22 protein-coding genes are annotated in these 18210 nt (G+C 68.0%); 3 read left to right on the top strand and 19 right to left on the bottom strand.

Annotated elements, in window-relative coordinates; translation table 11 throughout:
- Positions 1-21: 21 nt before the first annotated feature.
- On the top strand, positions 22-516 hold the full coding sequence (locus tag AC5Y46_RS21115; protein WP_499992857.1) for a DUF2617 family protein: 495 nt from the start codon (positions 22-24) through the stop codon (positions 514-516).
- A gap of 3 nt (positions 517-519) precedes the next feature.
- On the opposite strand, the gene AC5Y46_RS21110 is transcribed toward AC5Y46_RS21115, so the two are convergent.
- Genes AC5Y46_RS21110 through pdxS form a run of 5 tightly spaced genes read right to left on the bottom strand, consistent with a single transcriptional unit; the run spans position 520 to position 4298 of the window.
- Positions 520-1275, bottom strand: coding sequence for a YebC/PmpR family DNA-binding transcriptional regulator (locus AC5Y46_RS21110; RefSeq protein ID WP_499946733.1), 756 nt, complete (start codon positions 1273-1275; stop codon positions 520-522).
- A gap of 45 nt (positions 1276-1320) precedes the next feature.
- Complete coding sequence (locus AC5Y46_RS21105) at positions 1321-1947, bottom strand: class I SAM-dependent methyltransferase (RefSeq protein WP_499992855.1); 627 nt, start codon at positions 1945-1947, stop codon at positions 1321-1323.
- 9 nt (positions 1948-1956) lie between these two features.
- Entirely contained in the window at positions 1957-2553 is a 597-nt protein-coding gene (gene pdxT, locus AC5Y46_RS21100) for a pyridoxal 5'-phosphate synthase glutaminase subunit PdxT (RefSeq protein ID WP_499992853.1), read from the bottom strand.
- Entirely contained in the window at positions 2550-3386 is an 837-nt protein-coding gene (gene tesB, locus AC5Y46_RS21095; protein WP_499946730.1) for an acyl-CoA thioesterase II, read from the bottom strand. The genes pdxT and tesB overlap by 4 nt, the downstream gene beginning before the upstream one ends.
- A 9-nt stretch (positions 3387-3395) precedes the next feature.
- Positions 3396-4298, bottom strand: a complete 903-nt coding sequence (gene pdxS / locus AC5Y46_RS21090) for a pyridoxal 5'-phosphate synthase lyase subunit PdxS (RefSeq protein ID WP_499992851.1) — start codon at positions 4296-4298, stop codon at positions 3396-3398.
- Positions 4299-4491: 193 nt separating this feature from the next.
- Here pdxS and AC5Y46_RS21085 point away from each other — a divergent pair, with 193 nt between their 5' ends.
- Positions 4492-5976 carry an HNH endonuclease signature motif containing protein gene (locus tag AC5Y46_RS21085; RefSeq protein ID WP_499992893.1) on the top strand — a complete coding sequence of 495 codons (1485 nt, stop codon included), beginning with the start codon at positions 4492-4494 and terminating at the stop codon, positions 5974-5976.
- Positions 5977-5984: 8 nt separating this feature from the next.
- Here AC5Y46_RS21085 and AC5Y46_RS21080 read toward each other — a convergent pair whose 3' ends face one another.
- The 8 genes from AC5Y46_RS21080 to AC5Y46_RS21045 form a co-directional block, all read right to left on the bottom strand.
- The gene (locus tag AC5Y46_RS21080; protein ID WP_499946723.1) at positions 5985-6449 is read right to left on the bottom strand and encodes a DUF1942 domain-containing protein; all 465 of its coding nucleotides are present in this window, start codon (positions 6447-6449) and stop codon (positions 5985-5987) included.
- A gap of 124 nt (positions 6450-6573) precedes the next feature.
- Positions 6574-7584 (bottom strand): NUDIX hydrolase, encoded by a 1011-nt coding sequence (locus tag AC5Y46_RS21075; protein ID WP_499992849.1) that lies wholly within the window; start codon positions 7582-7584, stop codon positions 6574-6576.
- Positions 7584-8708 (bottom strand): glycosyltransferase family 4 protein, encoded by a 1125-nt coding sequence (locus AC5Y46_RS21070; RefSeq protein ID WP_499992845.1) that lies wholly within the window; start codon positions 8706-8708, stop codon positions 7584-7586. The genes AC5Y46_RS21075 and AC5Y46_RS21070 overlap by 1 nt, the downstream gene beginning before the upstream one ends.
- On the bottom strand, positions 8708-9658 hold the full coding sequence (locus AC5Y46_RS21065; protein WP_499992891.1) for a phosphatidylinositol mannoside acyltransferase: 951 nt from the start codon (positions 9656-9658) through the stop codon (positions 8708-8710). Before AC5Y46_RS21065 ends, AC5Y46_RS21070 begins: the two co-directional genes overlap by 1 nt.
- Entirely contained in the window at positions 9658-10311 is a 654-nt protein-coding gene (gene pgsA / locus AC5Y46_RS21060) for a phosphatidylinositol phosphate synthase (protein WP_499992843.1), read from the bottom strand. Before pgsA ends, AC5Y46_RS21065 begins: the two co-directional genes overlap by 1 nt.
- On the bottom strand, positions 10308-10871 hold the full coding sequence (locus tag AC5Y46_RS21055) for an ATP adenylyltransferase (RefSeq protein ID WP_499946691.1): 564 nt from the start codon (positions 10869-10871) through the stop codon (positions 10308-10310). Before AC5Y46_RS21055 ends, pgsA begins: the two co-directional genes overlap by 4 nt.
- Entirely contained in the window at positions 10855-12885 is a 2031-nt protein-coding gene (gene thrS / locus AC5Y46_RS21050; protein ID WP_499992840.1) for a threonine--tRNA ligase, read from the bottom strand. The genes AC5Y46_RS21055 and thrS overlap by 17 nt, the downstream gene beginning before the upstream one ends.
- Positions 12886-12946: 61 nt before the next feature.
- Positions 12947-13561 carry a PaaI family thioesterase gene (locus AC5Y46_RS21045; RefSeq protein ID WP_499946693.1) on the bottom strand — a complete coding sequence of 205 codons (615 nt, stop codon included), beginning with the start codon at positions 13559-13561 and terminating at the stop codon, positions 12947-12949.
- Between the two features lie 93 nt (positions 13562-13654).
- On the opposite strand from AC5Y46_RS21045, the gene AC5Y46_RS21040 reads away from it, so the two are divergent.
- Positions 13655-14158, top strand: a complete 504-nt coding sequence (locus tag AC5Y46_RS21040; protein ID WP_499946694.1) for a DUF1990 domain-containing protein — start codon at positions 13655-13657, stop codon at positions 14156-14158.
- A 3-nt stretch (positions 14159-14161) separates the two neighbouring features.
- On the opposite strand, the gene AC5Y46_RS21035 is transcribed toward AC5Y46_RS21040, so the two are convergent.
- From AC5Y46_RS21035 to fdxA, 6 genes are all read right to left on the bottom strand, one after another.
- Positions 14162-15358: an alpha/beta hydrolase family protein gene (locus AC5Y46_RS21035; protein WP_499946725.1), complete on the bottom strand. Its 1197-nt coding sequence runs from the start codon at positions 15356-15358 to the stop codon at positions 14162-14164.
- Between the two features lie 110 nt (positions 15359-15468).
- Positions 15469-16389, bottom strand: coding sequence for an NAD(P)H-dependent flavin oxidoreductase (locus AC5Y46_RS21030; RefSeq protein WP_499946695.1), 921 nt, complete (start codon positions 16387-16389; stop codon positions 15469-15471).
- Between the two features lie 2 nt (positions 16390-16391).
- Positions 16392-16739, bottom strand: coding sequence for a cupin domain-containing protein (locus AC5Y46_RS21025; RefSeq protein WP_499946696.1), 348 nt, complete (start codon positions 16737-16739; stop codon positions 16392-16394).
- Positions 16740-16750: 11 nt separating this feature from the next.
- Positions 16751-17176 carry a hypothetical protein gene (locus AC5Y46_RS21020; RefSeq protein WP_499992836.1) on the bottom strand — a complete coding sequence of 142 codons (426 nt, stop codon included), beginning with the start codon at positions 17174-17176 and terminating at the stop codon, positions 16751-16753.
- Positions 17173-17829 (bottom strand): helix-turn-helix transcriptional regulator, encoded by a 657-nt coding sequence (locus tag AC5Y46_RS21015; protein ID WP_499992834.1) that lies wholly within the window; start codon positions 17827-17829, stop codon positions 17173-17175. The genes AC5Y46_RS21020 and AC5Y46_RS21015 overlap by 4 nt, the downstream gene beginning before the upstream one ends.
- Positions 17830-17841: 12 nt before the next feature.
- Positions 17842-18183: a ferredoxin gene (gene fdxA, locus AC5Y46_RS21010; protein ID WP_499946699.1), complete on the bottom strand. Its 342-nt coding sequence runs from the start codon at positions 18181-18183 to the stop codon at positions 17842-17844.
- Positions 18184-18210 lie beyond the last annotated feature (27 nt).

Here is an 18210-nt window from a genome sequence, read left to right as displayed (position 1 = left end):
CGATGAACTAGGTTGAGCCCGGTGCCGCTTCATCAGCTCGCTGTTGCGCCGGCCGACGTGTCCGGGACCCGACTGGCGTTGGCGCTGAACGCGGCCGCGCCACGCCCGCTGGCCAGCTGTCGACTGGAACACCCTCACGGCGGCACGCTGTCGCTCGGAGTGCTGGGTGCTTCGCATGTCGTCGTCGTCGAGCACGGCGCGGGACGATTCTCCGAACAGGTTTCCTGCCTCACGAGCGGCGAGCTGCCCGAACGTTCCGATGCGCCCGGCTACCGGCTGCAAGCACGCACCGACGAGTACGACGAGTCCGCTTTCCGCACGCTGGCAACTCACTTGCGCGAACGGTGCGAGATTGACGACGGCTGGCTGGGTGGGGTGTTTCCCGGCGACGACGCCGCGCTGACCGCATTGGCCGCCGAGCCCGACGGCACCGGCTGGCGCTGGCAGACCTGGCATCTCTACCCGACGGAGTCCGGCGGTGTCGTGGTACGGACCGCCAGCCGCTGGCATCCGTGAGGGTTACTCCGCGTCGAGCGCGGCCAGCACCTCGTCGGACAGGTCGACGTTGGTCCAGACGTTCTGCACGTCGTCGCTGTCTTCCAGCGCGTCGACCAGCTTGAACACCTTGCGGGCGCCGTCGGCGTCGACGGGCACGCTGACCGACGGCTGGAAGCTGGCCTCGGCGGATTCGTAGTCGATGCCGGCCTCTTGCAGCGCGGAGCGCACCGCGACCAGGTCGGTCGGCTCGGAGATCACCTCGAAGCTCTCGCCCAGGTCGTTGACGTCCTCGGCGCCCGCGTCGAGCACCGCGGTCAGCACGTCGTCCTCGGTCAGACCGTTCTTCTCCAGCGTCACAACGCCCTTGCGGGAGAACAGATAAGACACCGAGCCGGGGTCGGCCATGGTGCCGCCGTTGCGGGTCACCGCCACCCGGACCTCGCCGGCCGCGCGGTTGCGGTTGTCGGTCAGGCACTCGATCAGCACAGCGACGCCGTTGGGTCCGTACCCCTCGTACATGATCGTCTGGTAGTCGGCGCCGCCGGCTTCCTCACCGGCACCGCGCTTGCGGGCGCGTTCGATGTTGTCGTTGGGCACCGAGGTTTTCTTCGCCTTCTGGATGGCGTCGTACAACGTCGGGTTACCGGCCGGGTCGCCGCCGCCGGTACGGGCCGCGACCTCGATGTTCTTGATCAGCCGGGCAAACTCTTTGCCGCGGCGGGCGTCTTTGACGGCCTTTTGGTGCTTGGTGGTGGCCCACTTGGAATGGCCGCTCATCGGTGTGACTTACCTCTTTCGCTTCGAAAAGTTCGCCTGACGAGTCTACGTGCCGCCCAATTCACCGGGCTTGATCCACCTCCATTGGGTCGACCACCACGAAACCGCGTCGGGCAGTCTGTCGCTGACGGCGCGCACCACACCCGGCCACCACTCACGGTGATAGTCGTCACCAGACAGCCAACCACCCGGCGCGATTTTGGGCTGCCACGCATCGATGTCGGCGACGACGCTGTCATAGTCGTGTCGGGCATCGAGATGGGCCCAGGCCACCGAACCGTCTGCGAAGAATTCGGCGGCTGCCACGGAATCGCTGATGATCAGCTGGATTGTCTCGGCAAGCCCGCAGTCGATGATGTTGCGGTGTAGTAGCCCCGCGAAGGTCCCGCCGCCGTGCCGGACCGCGGGTCCATGCGCATCGGTGTTGTCGCGTCCTTCCGGACCGCTGCCGCGTGCGGTGTCCACTCCGACGATGGCGATGTCGCGACCCGCCTCGCGCACCACCTCGCCCAGCGAGCAGATGCTCTGCCCCAGATAGCACCCCACCTCGACAAACCGGCTCCCATCGGGAAAATGCGCAACGGCTTCCTCCTGGTGACGACGCCACTGGAACCAGCCGGGAATATCCCGCCAGGAGTGGACGGGCCGATCGAACGCATTTGCCGACGCCATGATCCGAACTTAGCCGCGGCCCTGGACCATCTCGACGAACATCTGGTGCACGCGGCGGTCCCCCGTCACCTCCGGGTGAAACGCCGTCGCCAGCACCGCGCCCTGGCGCACCGCGACAATGTGTCCGGCCGCGCGGGCGAGCACCTGCACGTCGTCCCCGACCCGCTCCACCCACGGCGCCCGGATGAACACCGCGCGCACCGGGCCGTCCAGCCCGTCGAACGGAATGTCGCCCTCGAACGAGTCGACCTGACGTCCAAAAGCGTTGCGCCGCACCGTCATATCGATACCACGCAACGGCAGCGCCGCGCGTCCGTCGGCGCCCGCGTCCAGGATCTCGCTGGCCAGCAGGATCATCCCGGCACAAGCGCCGTAGGCGGGCAACCCGTCGGCTAGCCGGGCGCGCAGCGGCTCCAGCAGGTCGAAATCGCGCAGCAGATGGCTCATCGCGGTGGACTCCCCGCCGGGGATCACCAATCCGTCCACGGCCTCGAGTTCGGCGCGCCGCCGTACCGTGCTGGCCTCGGCGCCGGCTTCCCGCAGCGCCGCGAGATGCTCGCGGGTGTCGCCCTGCAAGGCCAGCACGCCGACTCTGGGCGCGCTCACGGCTGATAACCGCGCTTGAAGCGGGTCAGCCCCTCCTGCATCACCGCGGCTACCATCTCGCCGCTCTGATTGAAGATCTTGCCCTGGCACAGCGATCGGCCGCCGCCGGCCGACGGTGAGGACTGGTCGTACAGCAACCATTCGTCGGCACGGAACGCGCGCATGAACCACATGGCGTGGTCCAACGACGAGACCTGCAGGTGCTCGCGTTCTTGCATGTGCGTGACCTGCGCCGAGCCCAGCAGCGTCAGGTCGCTCATATAGGCCAGCGCGCAGATGTGCAGCACCGGATCGTCCGGCAGCGGGTCCCGGTGCCGAAACCACACCTGCTGCTGAGATGCCTTGCCCGGCAACAGCTTCAACAGGTCACGGGGGACGATGCAGACGTCCCATTCTTCGAACTGCTTGAATCCGGCGTCGTCGAACACCTTGACCGAATCCAGGCCCGGCAGTCCGTCCGGGGGCGGTGCCGCGGGCATCGCGTCCTGGTGGTTGATGCCTTCCTGGTCGGTCTGGAAGGAGGCGCCCATGCTGAAGATGATCTCGCCGTGCTGGATGGCGTTGACCCGCCTCGTAGCAAAGGATCCACCGTCGCGGGTGCGCTCGACGATGAACACCGTGCGCTCCTTGGCGTCCCCGGGCCGCAGGAAATATCCGTGCAGCGAGTGGACCTGGTAGCGCGGGTCGACCGTGCGCACCGCCGACACCAGCGATTGGCCGGCCACATGCCCGCCGAAAGTGCGCTGCAGGAAACCGGATTCAGGACTGAACACGCTGCCGCGATAGATGTTGACCTCGAGTTGCTCGAGATCGAGGATCTCTTCGATGGCCACGGGATGTTTTTACCAGCCGCGTTGAGCCAGCCGGTGCGGCTCCGCGATCTCCTCGACGTTGATGCCGACCATCGCCTCACCCAGGCCACGCGACACCTTGGCCAGCACGTCGGGGTCGTCGTAGAAGGTGGTGGCCTTGACAATCGCCGCCGCCCGCTGCGCGGGGTCGCCGGACTTGAAGATCCCGGAGCCGACGAACACGCCCTCGGCGCCGAGTTGCATCATCATCGCGGCGTCGGCCGGCGTGGCGATGCCACCGGCGGTGAACAGGGTCACCGGCAGCTTGCCCGCCCGGGCCACCTCGACGACGAGCTCATACGGGGCCTGCAATTCCTTTGCGGCAACGAACAATTCGTCTTCGGACAACGACGTGAGCCGACGGATCTCGCCGCCGATGGCGCGCATGTGCGTGGTGGCATTGGAGACGTCGCCGGTGCCCGCCTCACCCTTGGACCGGATCATGGCCGCACCCTCGGTGATACGCCGTAGCGCCTCACCGAGATTGGTGGCACCGCACACGAACGGCACGGTGAACTGCCACTTGTCGATGTGGTGGGTGTAGTCGGCCGGCGTGAGCACCTCGGACTCGTCGACGTAGTCCACGCCGAGGCTCTGCAGGATCTGCGCCTCGACGAAGTGCCCGATGCGGGCCTTGGCCATCACCGGGATGGTGACCGCGTCGATGATGCCCTCGATCATGTCGGGGTCGCTCATCCGCGAGACCCCGCCCTGGGCGCGGATGTCGGCGGGCACCCGTTCCAGTGCCATCACCGCGACGGCGCCGGCGCCTTCGGCGATGCGGGCCTGCTCGGGGGTGACGACGTCCATGATGACGCCGCCCTTGAGCATTTCGGCCATGCCTCGTTTGACGCGGGCGGTACCGGTTTGGGCCCCGTTCTGCTGGGTGTTCACTACGCTCCTCGGCTCTCGACTCGGTGCACCAGTCTAGTGGCCCAGGGCAAATCGGATTTTCCGACGCGTTGACGGAACTGGCGGAGAAGCCACCTGACCCAGCACGCGTGATTGTGGTAGTATCGAACGTATGTTCGAACAATCGGATCCGGAGGCTGTCGCCGCGGCGAAGGTGGCGCAGTTCGAGGAGTCGATGGGGGCGGTGTTCGCCCACCGGGAGGCGTTGAGCGAGACCACCGCGGCGTCCACGGCGTGGATGACCCATATTCAAGCCTGCGATCGGCTGATCAACCAGGCCGAGGCCACCCAGTTGGCCGCGATCTGGCAGCTGTTTAGCTATCGGCTCTCCCGTAGCGCCGAAACCCAGGCGTGGGCGATCGACACCACGGCCGCGGTGGCCGCCGAAGTGGCCGCGGGCCTGAAGATCAGTCAGTCCTGGGCCTCGGGCAAAGTCCACTATGCCCGCGCCATGGGGGAACGTTTGCCCCAGACCGCGGCGGTGTTCGAACGCGGGGACATCGGTTTTTCGGCGTTCGCCACGGTGGTCTCGCGCACCGATCTGATCGAGGACCCCCAGGTGCTGGCCCGGGTGGATGCGTTGGTGGCCACCAACATCACCCGCTGGCCCGCCCTGAGCGGCTGGCGGCTCTCGGCGCAGGTCGACAAGATCGTGGCCCGCCTCGACCTCGATGCGGTGCGCCGGCGCAAAAAACGCCAGCGCGACCGCGAGATCTACATCGGAGAAGACTTCGAAGGCCTCAGCGACATCCAAGGCCACCTGGCCAGCCCCGATGCCCGCGCCCTGGACGACAAACTGTCCGCGCTGGCGGCCACCGTGTGCTGCCATGACCCGCGCACCCGCACCCAACGCCGCGCCGATGCCATCGGGGCCCTGGCCGCCGGCAACGAGCGCCTGGCCTGCCGCTGCGACCGCCCGGACTGCACCGCGGCCACCCGCCCACCGGCCGGCCCGGTCGTCATCCATGTCATCGCCACCCACGACAGCCTCAACGGCACCGCCGACAACCCGGCGGCGATGATCGGCGCCGAAGGGCTCATCACCCCCGAACTGCTGGCCGAGTTGGCCCAGACCGCCACACAGGTGCCGCTCGTGCACCCCGGCTACTGCGCCCCCGAACCGCAGTACCGCCCGTCGAAAGCGTTGGCCGATTTCGTGCGCTGTCGCGACCTGACGTGCCGCTGGCCGGGTTGCGACGTACCCGCCACCCAGTGTGACCTGGATCACACGATCCCGTGGTCGCAAGGCGGGCCCACCCACGCGGCCAACACCAAGTGCTACTGCCGTACCCACCATTTGGTCAAAACCTTCTGGGGCTGGACCGAACAGCAACTGGCCGACGGCACCCTGATCCTGACCTCCCCGGCCGGAGACACCCACGTCACCACCCCCGGCAGCGCCCTGCTGTTCCCCAGCCTGTGCACCGCCGTCGGCGGCATGCCCACCCCCGAAACCATTGCGCCCCAAGACCACTGCGCCCAACGCGGCGCGATGATGCCCAAACGCCGCCGCACCCGCGCCCAAAACCGCGCTCAGCGCGTCACCGCCGAACGCCGACACAACCACCAAGCCCGCATGGCCAACCGCCACGCCAGCGTCACCGGCTGGACCGACACCAGCCCACCACCAGGCCCCGACGACGAACCCCCACCCTTCTAGGTGGGCGGTCAGCCCTTCCAGACGACCTTGTCAGTGCCGCCGGCGTCCCGGTACACGACGCTGTCGGGCGCTGGGCCGTTCTTGACGTCGAAGTACAGCTTCCCGGTCACTTCGGTGCCCGCCATGAGTGGTTGGTTCGGCAGGCCGTCCGGCTGGTTGCCCTTCATGACCGCATAGGTGGAGCTGTTCGCGGCGCGGGCGTTGAAGTTGGCGATGTTCGGAGTCGGCGAGCCGCTGACGCCCCGGGCCGTTACCTCGGAATACCATGCGCCGTCATTGTTTCCGCTGGGCTGCAGGTTACCCACTGTGTAGCTGATGGATCCAACGCCGGCTGCCCCGGCGATCTCTGCCGCTTGGCCGAATGCGACGGCCTGCGGGTCCGCCATTGCGGGTGCCGCCGTCAGAATCGCTGCCGCCGCGATACTGGCAGCCGCCATCGTTTTCGTCTTCACTGCGATCCTCGGGAACATCATTGAAGACTCCTTCCCCTGTGTTCGTGCGCTGAAAGTGGGAGCCGCATACTTCGGACCACAAAGTGAGTTCTAGCCAACACACAGGACTTCAAACCTGCTCGGCACCTGACAACAGATGCTTCAGTCAGCGGATCGACTGCGGAACCACCGCGTCGCGGTTGTCAGCGAGCTCGCCAGCCACCACCAGTAACTCGCCGAGCTGGCGCGGATACACCAACTCACCGGCACCCTCCAGGGCCGCGATATCCGCGGCGTCACACCAGCGGGCGCCGTGGATGTAGCTACGCTCCAGCTCGGTGCGTCCGTCCAGCGTCGGCTCGAACCGACGGGTGCGGTGCACCAGGTAGAACTCCTCGCTGTCGATCATGGTCCCGTTGAACTCGAACACCTCGTCGCGCCGCCAGATCGGGCCGACCATCTCCGTCGGCGCCACCGAGAGCCCGGTTTCCTCGGCCAGCTCGCGGGCCGCGGCTTCGGCCAGCCGCTCGCCGTCGAGCACTTCCCCGCCGACGGTGAACCACCACCGCGGGGCATCAGCCAACGCGGGATCCGACCCGCACAACAGCAGCACGGCCCCGGCTTCGTCGAGCAGCACCACCCGCGCCGAGGTGCGGTGGTTGAGTTCGTGGTCGGTGTGCGCCTGGGCGTGCGGGCGTTCGACGATCTCGAAGTACGTTGGCAGCGGTGCTCTTCCGCCGAGCCGGAAGAGCCGCACCATGCGCCGCTCGGCGAGCACCAGGGTGTCGCGCACCGCGTCGTTGTGGAACCTGCGGGCCAGCAGTACCCGCGCTTCGGCGTCGGCGAGCTCAGCCAGTAAAGCGGCCGGCACCGACGCCGGATCCACCATCGCCAGCGCGGCCGACAGCTCGTTCTCCGCGGTCTCGCGCCCGGTGCGGGGCGCGCGTTCGGCGGCGTCGGCCAACTCAACCAGCCGCCTACCTTCGGGCGCGTTGCCGTAGGCATCGATCGCTACCGCGCGCGCCACCACCGCGCGCCGCGCCAGGGCCCCGTCCAGCGCCTGCCAGGACAGGTCGTAGCGCACGTGCAACCGGTCCAGCCGGTTCGCGCGCTGATACCCCCAGGCAGCGAACGCCAGCAGGACCACAACGACGAGCGCGGCGATCAGCCACGCCATCAGCTGGCCACCTGCACCTTGACGCCCGACCCGGCGACCGTCTCGTAGACGCGCATGATCTGGCTGGCCACCACCGACCAGTCGTAGCGGCGGACCGCCTCGGCGCCGGCCGTCACGTATCGGCCGCGCAACTCGTCGTCTCCCAGCACGGCGACCAGCGCCTCGGCCAGCGCGCCGCTGTCGTCCACCGGGACCAACCGCCCTACCGCACCGTCCTGCAGCACCCGCCGGAACGCGTCGAGGTCGCTGGCCACCACCGCGGTGCCGGCGGCCATCGCCTCCACCAAGACGATGCCGAAGCTCTCACCGCCGGTGTTGGGCGCGCAGTAGACGTCGGCGCTGCACATTGCGGCGGCTTTACCGTCCTCGTCCACCTGACCCAGGAACCGGATATTGTCGACGAATCCGCTTGCCTGAGAACGCAATTCGTCTTCGTCTCCGCGACCGACGATCAGCAGTTGCAGGTCGGGAAAGCGCTCCAGCACCGCGGGCATGGCGGCCAGCAACGTCGCCATACCCTTGCGGGGCTCGTCGTAGCGCCCCAGGAACAGCACGGTCTTGCCGGGTCGCGGGTAGCCGTCCAGCGCAGACGCGGACGCGAAGAAGTCGACGTCGACGCCGTTGGGGATCTCCACCGCGTCAGAGCCGACCGATTCCATCTGCCAGCGCCGGGCCAGGTCGGACACCGCGATCCGGCCGATGATCTTCTCGAACCGGGGACGCAACATGCCGCCCAACACCGACATGGCCACCGACTTGGTGGTCGAGGTGTGAAACGTCGCCACGATCGGCCCCTCGGCGATGTTGAGGGCCAGCAACGACAGGCTCGGAGCGCTGGGCTCGTGTAGATGCAGCACGTCGAAATCGCCTTCGGCGAGCCATTTCTTGACCTTGCGGTGGGTGGCCGGCCCGAACCGCAACCGGGCCACTGACCCGTTGTAGGGGATGGGAACCGCCCTGCCGGCGGAGACGACGTAGTCGGGTAGCGACGTCTCCGACGAGACCGGCGCGAGCACGCTGACGTGGTGCCCGCGGGCGGTCATCACGTCGGCCAGTTGCAGTACGTGCGACTGCACCCCGCCCGGCACATCGAACGAGTAGGGGCAGACCATCCCGATCCGCATCAGCCGCCCTTCAACCACGCCCGACGGTCGTCCGACAGATCGGCCAACCACTGCGGTTGCAGCATGTGCCAGTCTGCGGGATGGGCGGCGATATTGCGCGCGAACTCGTCGGCCAGCGCCTGGGTGATGGCGCGGACATCGCCGCTGCTGGTGTCCAGCGGCGTCTGCATGTTGCAGGCCCAGTCGTTGCCTTCGAACCAGCAGTGCGACGGCAGCAGGGCGGCCCCGGTGGCGATCGCGAGCTTGGCCGGACCGGCAGGCAGCCGGGTGGGTTCGCCGAAGAAGTTGACCTCGACCCCGGTGCGGGTGAGGTCGCGGTCGGACATCAATGCCACGATCTTGTTGTCGCGCAAGCGATCACACAACGTCTCGAAGGGCGGCCGCTCCCCGCCGGAGTGTGGGATCACCTCGAAGCCGAGGCCTTCGCGGTAGTCGATGAAACGGCGATACAGCGACTCCGGTTTGAGCCGCTCGGCGACGGTGCTGAAGGTGCCGTGCGTCTGCGCCAGCCACAGCCCGTTCATGTCCCAGTTGCCGCTGTGCGGCAGGGCGAGCACGACGCCACGTCCCGCGGCCAGCGCCGCATTCAGGTTGTCCTGGCCGTGCGTCCCGACGTCGAGTTGCCGCGTCAGCTCGCGGTGGTCCATGGTGGGCAGCCGGAACGCCTCCCGCCAGTACCGGGCGTAGGACTGCAGCGAGGCGCGCATCAACGACTTCGGCACCCGGTCGGGCGGCACCCCGATCACCCGGGCCAGGTTCTTGCGCAGCTGCTGCGGCCCGCCGCGGCGGGCGGCGTAACGCGCACCGGCGTCGAATGCGTTGCGGGCGGCGAACTCCGGCAACGCCCGAACCGCCATCCAGCCGGTGGCGTACGCCCAGTCGGAGGCGGCACCGGTGACCAGTTCACGGGGCCGGCGACCGGGCAGACTCACACTTCCCGACGGCGGTATCACGGCTCACTCTTTCCCGGTAGCGCCAGGTGGTCGACGGCACCCGGCGAGGTTCGCACCGCGTACAACCGCTGCCCGCAGGTGATCACACTCAACACCGCCAGCACCCACATCGCGATCGGCAGGGCCGGCGGCCAGGCCACGAACGGGAAGTCCGATACTCCCGCACCGACCAGCACGATGATCAGCCGTTCGGGCCGTTCGATGAAACCGCCGTCGCCGCGCAACCCACTGGCCTCGGCGCGGGCCTTGATGTAGGAGATCACCTGCGAGGTCACCAGGCAGATCAGCGTCGCCACGGTGAGCCACTTGTCGTGCTGGTGGAACGCGATCCACCACAGCAACCCGCAGAACACCGCGCCGTCGCCGAGACGGTCGCAGGTGGCGTCCAGGACGGCACCGAATCGGGTGCCGAACCCGCGTTCCCGGGCCATCGCCCCGTCCGCCATGTCGAACAGCGTGAAGAACCAGACCACACATCCGCCGTAGAACAACTGACCCATCGGAAACAACACCAACGCGCCCGCCATCGAACCGACGGTGCCGACGACGGTGACGATGTCCGGCGTCAGACCGACCTTCAGCGCTGTCCGGGCCACCGGGTCGGTGGCGCGAGCGAAGAACGCCCGGGACAGAAACGGGAGTTTGCTCATGGCTGCCGTGCCCACTCCTCGGCCAGCAGCCGACGGGTTTCGCGCAACAACTGCGGTATCACCTTGGAGCCGCCCACGATGGTGATGAAGTTCGCGTCGCCGCCCCAGCGGGGCACCACGTGGATGTGCAGGTGCTCGGCCAGCGAGCCGCCCGCCGACGTGCCGAGATTGATGCCGACGTTGAAGCCGTGCGGACGCGACACGTTCTTGATGACGCGAATCGCCTTCTGGGTGAACGCCATCACCTCGGCGCTCTCCGGCTCCGTCAGGTCTTCCAGCTCCGACACCCTCCGGTAGGGCACCACCATCAGATGGCCGGGGTTGTACGGATACAGGTTGAGCACGGCGTAGACGAGTTCGCCGCGCGCCACCACCAGGCCGTCTTCGTCGGACATGGTCGGGATGTCGGTGAACGGCTGGGAGGGGTTGTCCTCGTCGCGCTTGAGCGGCCCTTCGGCCAGGTAGTTCATCCGATACGGGGTCCACAACCGCTGCAGGTGGTCGCGGCGTCCCACGCCGCGGTCGTGGATCGTGTCATCCTGCTCAGCCACCGTCGGCAACCTTCACCAGTTCCGCTGTCGGAGTGGCGTTTTGACGACTTGCGATCCAGTCCGCGATGGCCGCGACGGCCGTCTCCCGCGGCACCCCGTTGATCTGGGTGCGGTCGCCGAACCGGAAGCTGACCGCGCCGGCCTGCACGTCCCGGTCGCCGGCCAGCAGCATGAACGGCACCTTCTGGTTGGTGTGGTGCACGATCTTCTTGGCCATCCGGTCGTCGCTGAGGTCCACGTGCGCCCGCACCGCGTGCGACTTGAGTTGAGCGACAACGTCTTCCAGATAGTCGATGTGCTCGTCGGCCACCGGGATACCGACCACCTGGACCGGTGCCAGCCACGCCGGGAACGCACCGGCGTAGTGTTCGGTGAGGATGCCGAAGAACCGTTCAATCGACCCGAACAGCGCGCGGTGGATCAGCACCGGGCGCTGCCGGGTCCCATCGGAGGCGGTGTATTCCAGCTCGAAGCGGTCCGGCATGTTGAAGTCGACCTGCAGCGTCGACATCTGCCAGCTGCGGCCCAGCGCATCCTTGACCTGCACCGAGATCTTAGGACCGTAGAAAGCCGCGCCACCCGGGTCGGGCACCAGTTCCAGCCCGGAGGCCTCCCCCACCTCCCGCAGGACCTGGGTGGCTTCCTCCCACACCTCGTCGGAGCCGACGTACTTGTCCGGGTCCTTGGTGGACAGCTCCAGGTAGTAGTCGTCGAGGCCGTAGTCGGCCAGCAGGTCGAGCACGAAACGCAAGACCGACGTCAGCTCGTCGCGCATCTGATCGCGGGTGCAGTAGATGTGCGCGTCGTCCTGGGTCATGCCGCGCACCCGGGTCAGGCCGTGGATCACACCGGACTTCTCGTAGCGGTAAACGCTGCCGAACTCGAAGAGCCGCAACGGAAGTTCGCGATACGACCGTCCGCGGGCCCGATAGATCAGGTGGTGCATCGGGCAGTTCATCGGCTTGAGGTAATAGTCCTGGCCGGGTTTGCGCACCGAGCCGTCCGCGTTGAATTCGGCGTCGAGGTGCATCGGCGGGTACATGCCGTCGGCGTACCACTCCAGGTGGCCCGAGGTGAGGTAGAGCTGTTCCTTGGTGATGTGCGGGGTGTTGACGAATTCATATCCCGCCGCGGCGTGCTTCTGACGCGAATACTCCTCCAGCTCGCGACGCACGATCCCGCCGTTGGGGTGGAAAACGGCCAGCCCCGAACCGATTTCGTCGGGGAAGCTGAACAGGTCGAGCTCCACCCCGAGCTTGCGGTGGTCGCGGCGCTGCGCCTCGGCGATCAGTTCGAGGTGGTGGTCCAGCGCTTCCTGCGACTCCCACGCGGTGCCGTAGATGCGCTGCAGGCTGGCGTTCTGCTGGTCGCCGCGCCAGTACGCCGCCGAGCTGCGGGTGAGCTTGAACGCCGGGATGTGCTTGGTGGTGGGGATGTGCGGCCCGCGGCACAGGTCACCCCAAACCCGTTCGCGGGTACGGGGATTGAGGTTGTCGTAGGCGGTGAGCTCGTCGCCGCCGACTTCCATGACGTCGGGGTCGCCGGACTTGTCGTCGACGAGTTCGAGCTTGAACGGTTCGTCGGCGAGTTCTTCGCGGGCAGCGTCCTTGGAGGCATAGACCCGCCGGTCGAACAGCTGACCTTCCTTGACGATCTGGCGCATCCGTTTCTCCAGCGCCTGGAGATTTTCGGGTGTGAACGGCTCGGGGACGTCGAAGTCGTAGTAGAAGCCATCGACGATGGGCGGACCGATACCCAGCTTGGCTTCCGGGAACATGTCCTGCACGGCCTGGGCGAGCACGTGGGCGGCGGAGTGCCGGATCACGCTGCGCCCGTCTTCGGTGTTGGCGGCGACCGGGGTCACCTCCGTGTCGGCCTCGGGCACCCAGCTCAGGTCGCGCAGCTTGCCCTCGGCATCACGCACCACCACGACCGCGTCCGGTGTCCCGCGGCGCGGCAAACCCGCCTCGCCGACGGCGGCAGCCGCGGTGGTCCCGGCGGGGATCCGGATGGGGGCGCTCATGGGGTTTGGTCTCCAATACTGAATGCGAGGCGATCGCGGACAATGCTATCGGGGCGTCGCGTCAAGGCTGCCCCGGCTTGAGCCGCACGAACAGGGCGTCGGCTTCGGTGAGCAGGGTGTCGCCGTCGCGCAACCGGCCCGATACGAATATCTTGCGGCCATCCACGCTGTCGATTCCGGAGTCGAACTGCAACTCCTTTTCGATCGGCACGATGTTGCGGTAGTTGATCTTCAGGTATGCGGTGCGCTGGCGCTTGCTGCCGGTGAGCACCGATGCCGTCAGGCCCAGCACGGTGTCGAACAGCATGCCCAGCGAGCCGCCGTGCACGGCGCCGTTGCGTCCCAGGTGAAACCGGGCGAACCGGGCCCACCCCTCGATGCGGTCGTCCTCGGTCTTGCGAGCGTCCATCGGCACCGTCAGGACGTTCCCCCGCACCGGCAGGTCCATCCGGCGGCCCGACGGCGACTGCCATTCGTCGGCGTCGTAGGGGGCCAGCAACGCCGACAGCTCTTCCAGCCGGTCGGCGGCCTGGCTGATGACGTCGTCGGGCGCATCGACGGCGCGGGCGTGGTCCTGCAATTTGCGCACCGCATCGACGAACCTGCCGTAGTCCGGTCCGCCCTTGGTGGTGGGCTCGGGCGGGTTGAATCCGCCGCCGGGATGAGCGTGTGTCACCAGGACACCGTATTGGGCGAGTCATCGTCCCATCGCGGTGCAGGGTGCAGCGGCTCGCGGATGATATCCCCGGACACGTGGCAAGCTGGCCGGGTGGACCTGGATGCGTATACCGACCAGCAGCTCACCTATCCGGAGGTCGGCGCGACGGCCGCCGCCCAACTGCCTCCCGGGTACACCCACCTCGCCGCGTCCGCCCCGATCGGGACGGGCCGGGAACGCTTCGAACAGGCCGCCGACGCCGTCATGCACTGGGGCATGCAGCACGGGGCCGGACTGAAGGTGCAGGCGAGTTCCGACACCGCCACGGTGTCGTCGATCGTGGTGGTCAAGATGATGGGTGTGCTGCGCGCGCCGTGCCGCGTGGTGTATGTGGTCGACGAGCCCGACGTGCGCGGATTCGCCTACGGCACGCTGCCGGGCCACCCGGCCTCCGGCGAGGAACGCTTCGCGGTCCGTTACGACCCGGGCAGCGGGGCCGTCTATGCGGAGGTGTCGTCGTTCTCCCGGCCCGCGACCTGGTGGAGCAAACTGGGCGGACCGTTTGTCGTGGTGGCGCAGCGACTCATCGCGAAGCGCTATCTGCGCGGGGTGTGACGGCTAGCCGTCCAGCAGGCCCGACTGCTGCAGTGCGTCCCGGATGAACGCCTGCACCGGTCGGGAGCGGATGAAGCCGGCATGGCCCCCGCGGTACCAGACGATCTTGGGCTTGCCCCAGTGCTCCCACAGCCGCACCACCTGCTCACGGGGATGCACGACCTGGTCGGCGACACCGGCGTAGACGAAGCGGCCCCGCATCGGCACCAACGGGGTGAACGACAGCGGCGAGGTCATGGCGCCGATCGGCTCGGCCAGCTGCATCGTGTCGCGGCGCGGATCACCCCTGCGCAACCCGGCGTGCCGGCTCAGCAACTCGACCAGGTTGGCCGGCGGCACGCCCAGGATGGCGCAGGTCAGATCGCTTTCCAGGCTGGACACCAACGCCGCGACGTAACCGCCCAGCGAGATGCCGTTCAGTCCGATCGGCGAGTCGGGCTCTTGGGCGCGCACCCAGGACAACAACCGCCGGATGTCCCACACTGCCTGCGCGGTGGCGTGCACGTCGTCCATGACGTCTTCACCCGGGAACACCACACCCTTGGGCAGCCCGCGCGCCCGCCGGCCGTGCATGGGAAGGACGGGCAGCACCACGTTCAGGCCCAGTTCCTCGTGCAACTTCCAGGCCCGGAAGATCCTGAGATCTATTGCCGATCGGCCCATTTCGGTGCCGTGCACGCAGATCAGCCAGGGCCGCGGCTCCGGATGGCGTAGCAGCACTGCGTGTTCGCGCTGCAGCGCGGTGTATCCCAGCCACCGGTCCCGACCAGGTTCGCCGGGGTGCGGGGTGTATCCGCTGTCGAAGGACAGGAACTGATGAGAACGCCCGCGTCCCTTGACGTCCCGGATCTTGACGTCCGAAAGCGGCGGCGGCGCAGTGAAAAAGCCCTCGGGCTTCTCGAGCCAGCCACGGTTGTCGTAAAAGTCCAGCGCGGCAACCACTTCGTCGTTGATCCGCGCGAACGCAGCGGGTTGGCTGACCGGGCGGCGCACTTTCAGCCCTGCCAGCACCACCTCGTCGCGGAAGGCCTGTGCCGCCAGGGCGACTGTCGGACGGGCGATCGGAAGGTCTGCGACGTCGCTGCTGTCGGATTTGCGGTAGTCGCGCCACGAGCGCGCAAAGTACCGGCCGGTGCGCGTGAACGGCCGGACCGTCTGCCCGACGGCGCCGGGCAGGTTCAGTCCGCGCGGTCCTGACATGCCCTCTTTGGCAGGTACTGACATGTCTCAAACGCTAACACCGGGTAACGACCCCACCGGGCTACCCGCACCTCGATATCGGTCACTTCGGGCCGCGAATGCGGCGTCGGTCACGTCGCGGGATCCGACCAGGCCGCAAGCAGCCGCTGCGCACCCGCGCACATCGCCTCGATGACCTGCGCGACCGAGGCGTCGTCGCCGATCATCCCGACGCCCTGACCGGCGTCGACCGCGGTGGTCTGCGCGACGTCGGACCGCGCGGCCAGTTCCTGTTCGTGACCCGTCCAGCGCGCGACGAACTCGTCGTCCAGCACCCGCGACGGGAACCGTTCCGGCCAGGGCAGTCCCGCCGCGACGTCGAAGACCCGGGTGATCCGGGTGTCGGTCGCTGCGGCATCGATCAGCGCCCGGCGGCTCGCGTCGCCGGTCAACGCCTCCGGGCAGGCCGCCAGCCGGGTGCCCACCCACGCGCCGCTCGCACCGGCGGCCAGCACCGCGGCCAGGCTGCGGGGTGACGCGACGCCACCGCCGGCCAGCACCGGTACGCACACCGCGTCCAGGACGGCGTCCAGCAGCGGCAGCGTCCCGAGTCGCACCTCGCCGTGCCCGCCGCCTTCGGCACCGCGCGCCACCAGGATGTCGACGCCGGCGTCGGCCGCCCGACACGCCCCTGACGCGTCGTAAACCTGTGTGACCGTTGCGATTCCGGCATCGTGTGCCTGCTCGACCCAGGACCAGTCGGTACCGAAGCTGACCGACAGCAGCGCCGGGCCCGCGGCCAGGGCATCGTCCAGCAGCCCGGGCCGGCTACGCATCACCCAGTCCACCAGACCGATCCCGAACCGCCCGCGGACGTGTTGGAGTTCGGTGGCCAGCGACGCCCTGGTCGCCGTGCTGCCCATCCCGACCATGCCCAGACCGCCGGCCGCGGTGACCGCCGCCGCCAGTCGTCCGCCGGCCACGCCGCCCATCGGCGCGTTGACGATCGGCACCCGCAGGCCGAAGTCCCGCGACCAGGGCGTGGCCAGCACGTTCAGTGGGCGGCGCCGGGCTGGGACTTCAGCACGGTCAGCATCACCACCGAATCCTCGACGGCGTACAGCGCGTGACGCACCGGCGGGATGGCGAGGTGATCGCCGGTCTTGCCGTCCCAGGCGTCCTCACCGGCGGTGAGGCGGACATGGCCCTGCAATACCTGCAGCGTGGCCTCCCCCGGGCTGTCGTGTTCGGACAGGTCGTGGTCGGCGAGCAGGGCCAGCACCGTCTGGCGCAGCTCGTGGTTGTGTCCGCCGTGGATGGTGTGGGCGGCGCGGCCGCTGTGCGACTTGCGCGCCTCGGCCAACTTCTCGGAGGCCAGGTCGGTCAGCGAGATCGATTCCATGATGAGTCCTTTCAGACGCTTAAGAGGAGTATGCCCGCCACGATCAGCGCGATGACCTTGACCGCCTCCAGACCGACATAGACGTAGTGGGCATGGGAGCGCGGACCATCCGAGCCGGCCAGCACCCGATCGGAGCGGCGGGTCAACCGGGGCCGAACCGTGACCAGCTGGATGGCCAGCACGACGGCGACGACCGAGTATGCCGCGATGATCCGCGTCGGCGTCGGCCCGGCGACCAGGAGCGCGAGCAGCACGAGCGCGAACCCGACCTCGACCGTGTTCAGCGCGCGGAAGACCAGCCGCCCGATGCCCAGGCCGATCTGCAGTGTCACGTTGGGCGCCCGGAATTTCAGCGGAGCTTCCAGGAACGAGATGGCCAACACCATGCCCAGCCACACGAATGTGATCGCGATCTCCACTGCGCGTGCGGTACTCACCGCTGCACTCCTTCCACCAGATGGGTCAGGCACAGATCCGGTTCCACGAACGCCTCGAGCCGATCGACGGTGATCGGTGCCGCCCAGCTCTCCAGCGCGCCCTGCATCAAGCCCAGATGGATCGGACACACGACGCTGGATTGGGCCTCGGCCAGCTCCAGGAACGGGCAGTGCCGCAACCCGACCTGTTGCCTGCCGTCGGATTCCCGGCGTTCCGGGGCGAAGCCGAGCTCGTCGAGCAACCCGATCAGGTGGTCGATCGAGCTGTCGACACTCGGAGTGTCCGGCGCCGGCAGGCGTTCGCCCCACGCCCGCCCCGCGGCCATCGCCCGAACACTCGAATCCGGTTCTGCGGCAAGGCCGTTGGCGAGTATTTCGGCGAGCAACCGGTAGTGCCGGGCACCGCCGCGGTCCATCTGCCGGACGGCCTGGAACATCAGCGGCGGACGGCCCGGACCGCGGCGCGCGGACTCGACCCGTTCCACTTGGCCGTCCGCAACCAGGCTGTCGAGGTGGAAGCGAACCGTGTTGGGATGTACACCCAGCTCCTCGGCGATCGCGGCGATGCTCAACGAATCCCGGGACGCCCGCAACACTCGTAGTACCGCGCGGCGGCGGCCGGCGTCCTCGAGTGGCGCGGTCTGGTCACTCACTGGCATATCCCCTTAGGCAGTCTTGGGCTGGCTGGCCACCAGCGGCGCGTCGGCAGCGATCGGGCCCACCTTGGCGGCACCACCCGGTGAACCCAGCGGCGCGTCGCGCCCAGGCAGAGTTTGACTGAAGAACGCATCATTGTCGGCCAGATACGGCTGCAGATCCTCGGGCAGGTCGTCTTCGTAGTAGATCGCCTCGACCGGGCACACCGGCTCGCACGCGCCACAGTCCACGCACTCGTCGGGATGGATGTAGAGCGCCCGGCCTCCCTCGTAGATGCAATCGACCGGACACTCTTCCACACAGGCCCGGTCCATCACGTCGATGCATGGCTTTCCGATCACGTATGTCATGCGCTAGATTTTACACAAGACGACTTG

The organism is Mycobacterium sp. NGS59 (assembly GCF_059812345.1).
The sequence above is the reverse complement of the archived record's forward strand: the minus strand, read 5'-3'. Positions and strand labels throughout refer to the sequence as shown.

Coding starts and splice junctions, on each gene's coding strand:
- thrS (WP_499992840.1), bottom strand. CDS start 12,885: ATGAGCGCCCCCATCCGGATCCCCGCCGGGACCACCGCGGCTGCCGCC.
- AC5Y46_RS21035 (WP_499946725.1), bottom strand. CDS start 15,358: ATGTCAGGACCGCGCGGACTGAACCTGCCCGGCGCCGTCGGGCAGACG.
- fdxA (WP_499946699.1), bottom strand. CDS start 18,183: ATGACATACGTGATCGGAAAGCCATGCATCGACGTGATGGACCGGGCC.
- AC5Y46_RS21110 (WP_499946733.1), bottom strand. CDS start 1,275: ATGAGCGGCCATTCCAAGTGGGCCACCACCAAGCACCAAAAGGCCGTC.
- AC5Y46_RS21085 (WP_499992893.1), top strand. CDS start 4,492: ATGGGGGCGGTGTTCGCCCACCGGGAGGCGTTGAGCGAGACCACCGCG.
- AC5Y46_RS21105 (WP_499992855.1), bottom strand. CDS start 1,947: ATGGCGTCGGCAAATGCGTTCGATCGGCCCGTCCACTCCTGGCGGGAT.
- AC5Y46_RS21070 (WP_499992845.1), bottom strand. CDS start 8,708: ATGCGGATCGGGATGGTCTGCCCCTACTCGTTCGATGTGCCGGGCGGG.
- AC5Y46_RS21025 (WP_499946696.1), bottom strand. CDS start 16,739: ATGGAATCGATCTCGCTGACCGACCTGGCCTCCGAGAAGTTGGCCGAG.
- AC5Y46_RS21080 (WP_499946723.1), bottom strand. CDS start 6,449: ATGATGTTCCCGAGGATCGCAGTGAAGACGAAAACGATGGCGGCTGCC.
- AC5Y46_RS21075 (WP_499992849.1), bottom strand. CDS start 7,584: ATGGCGTGGCTGATCGCCGCGCTCGTCGTTGTGGTCCTGCTGGCGTTC.
- pgsA (WP_499992843.1), bottom strand. CDS start 10,311: ATGAGCAAACTCCCGTTTCTGTCCCGGGCGTTCTTCGCTCGCGCCACC.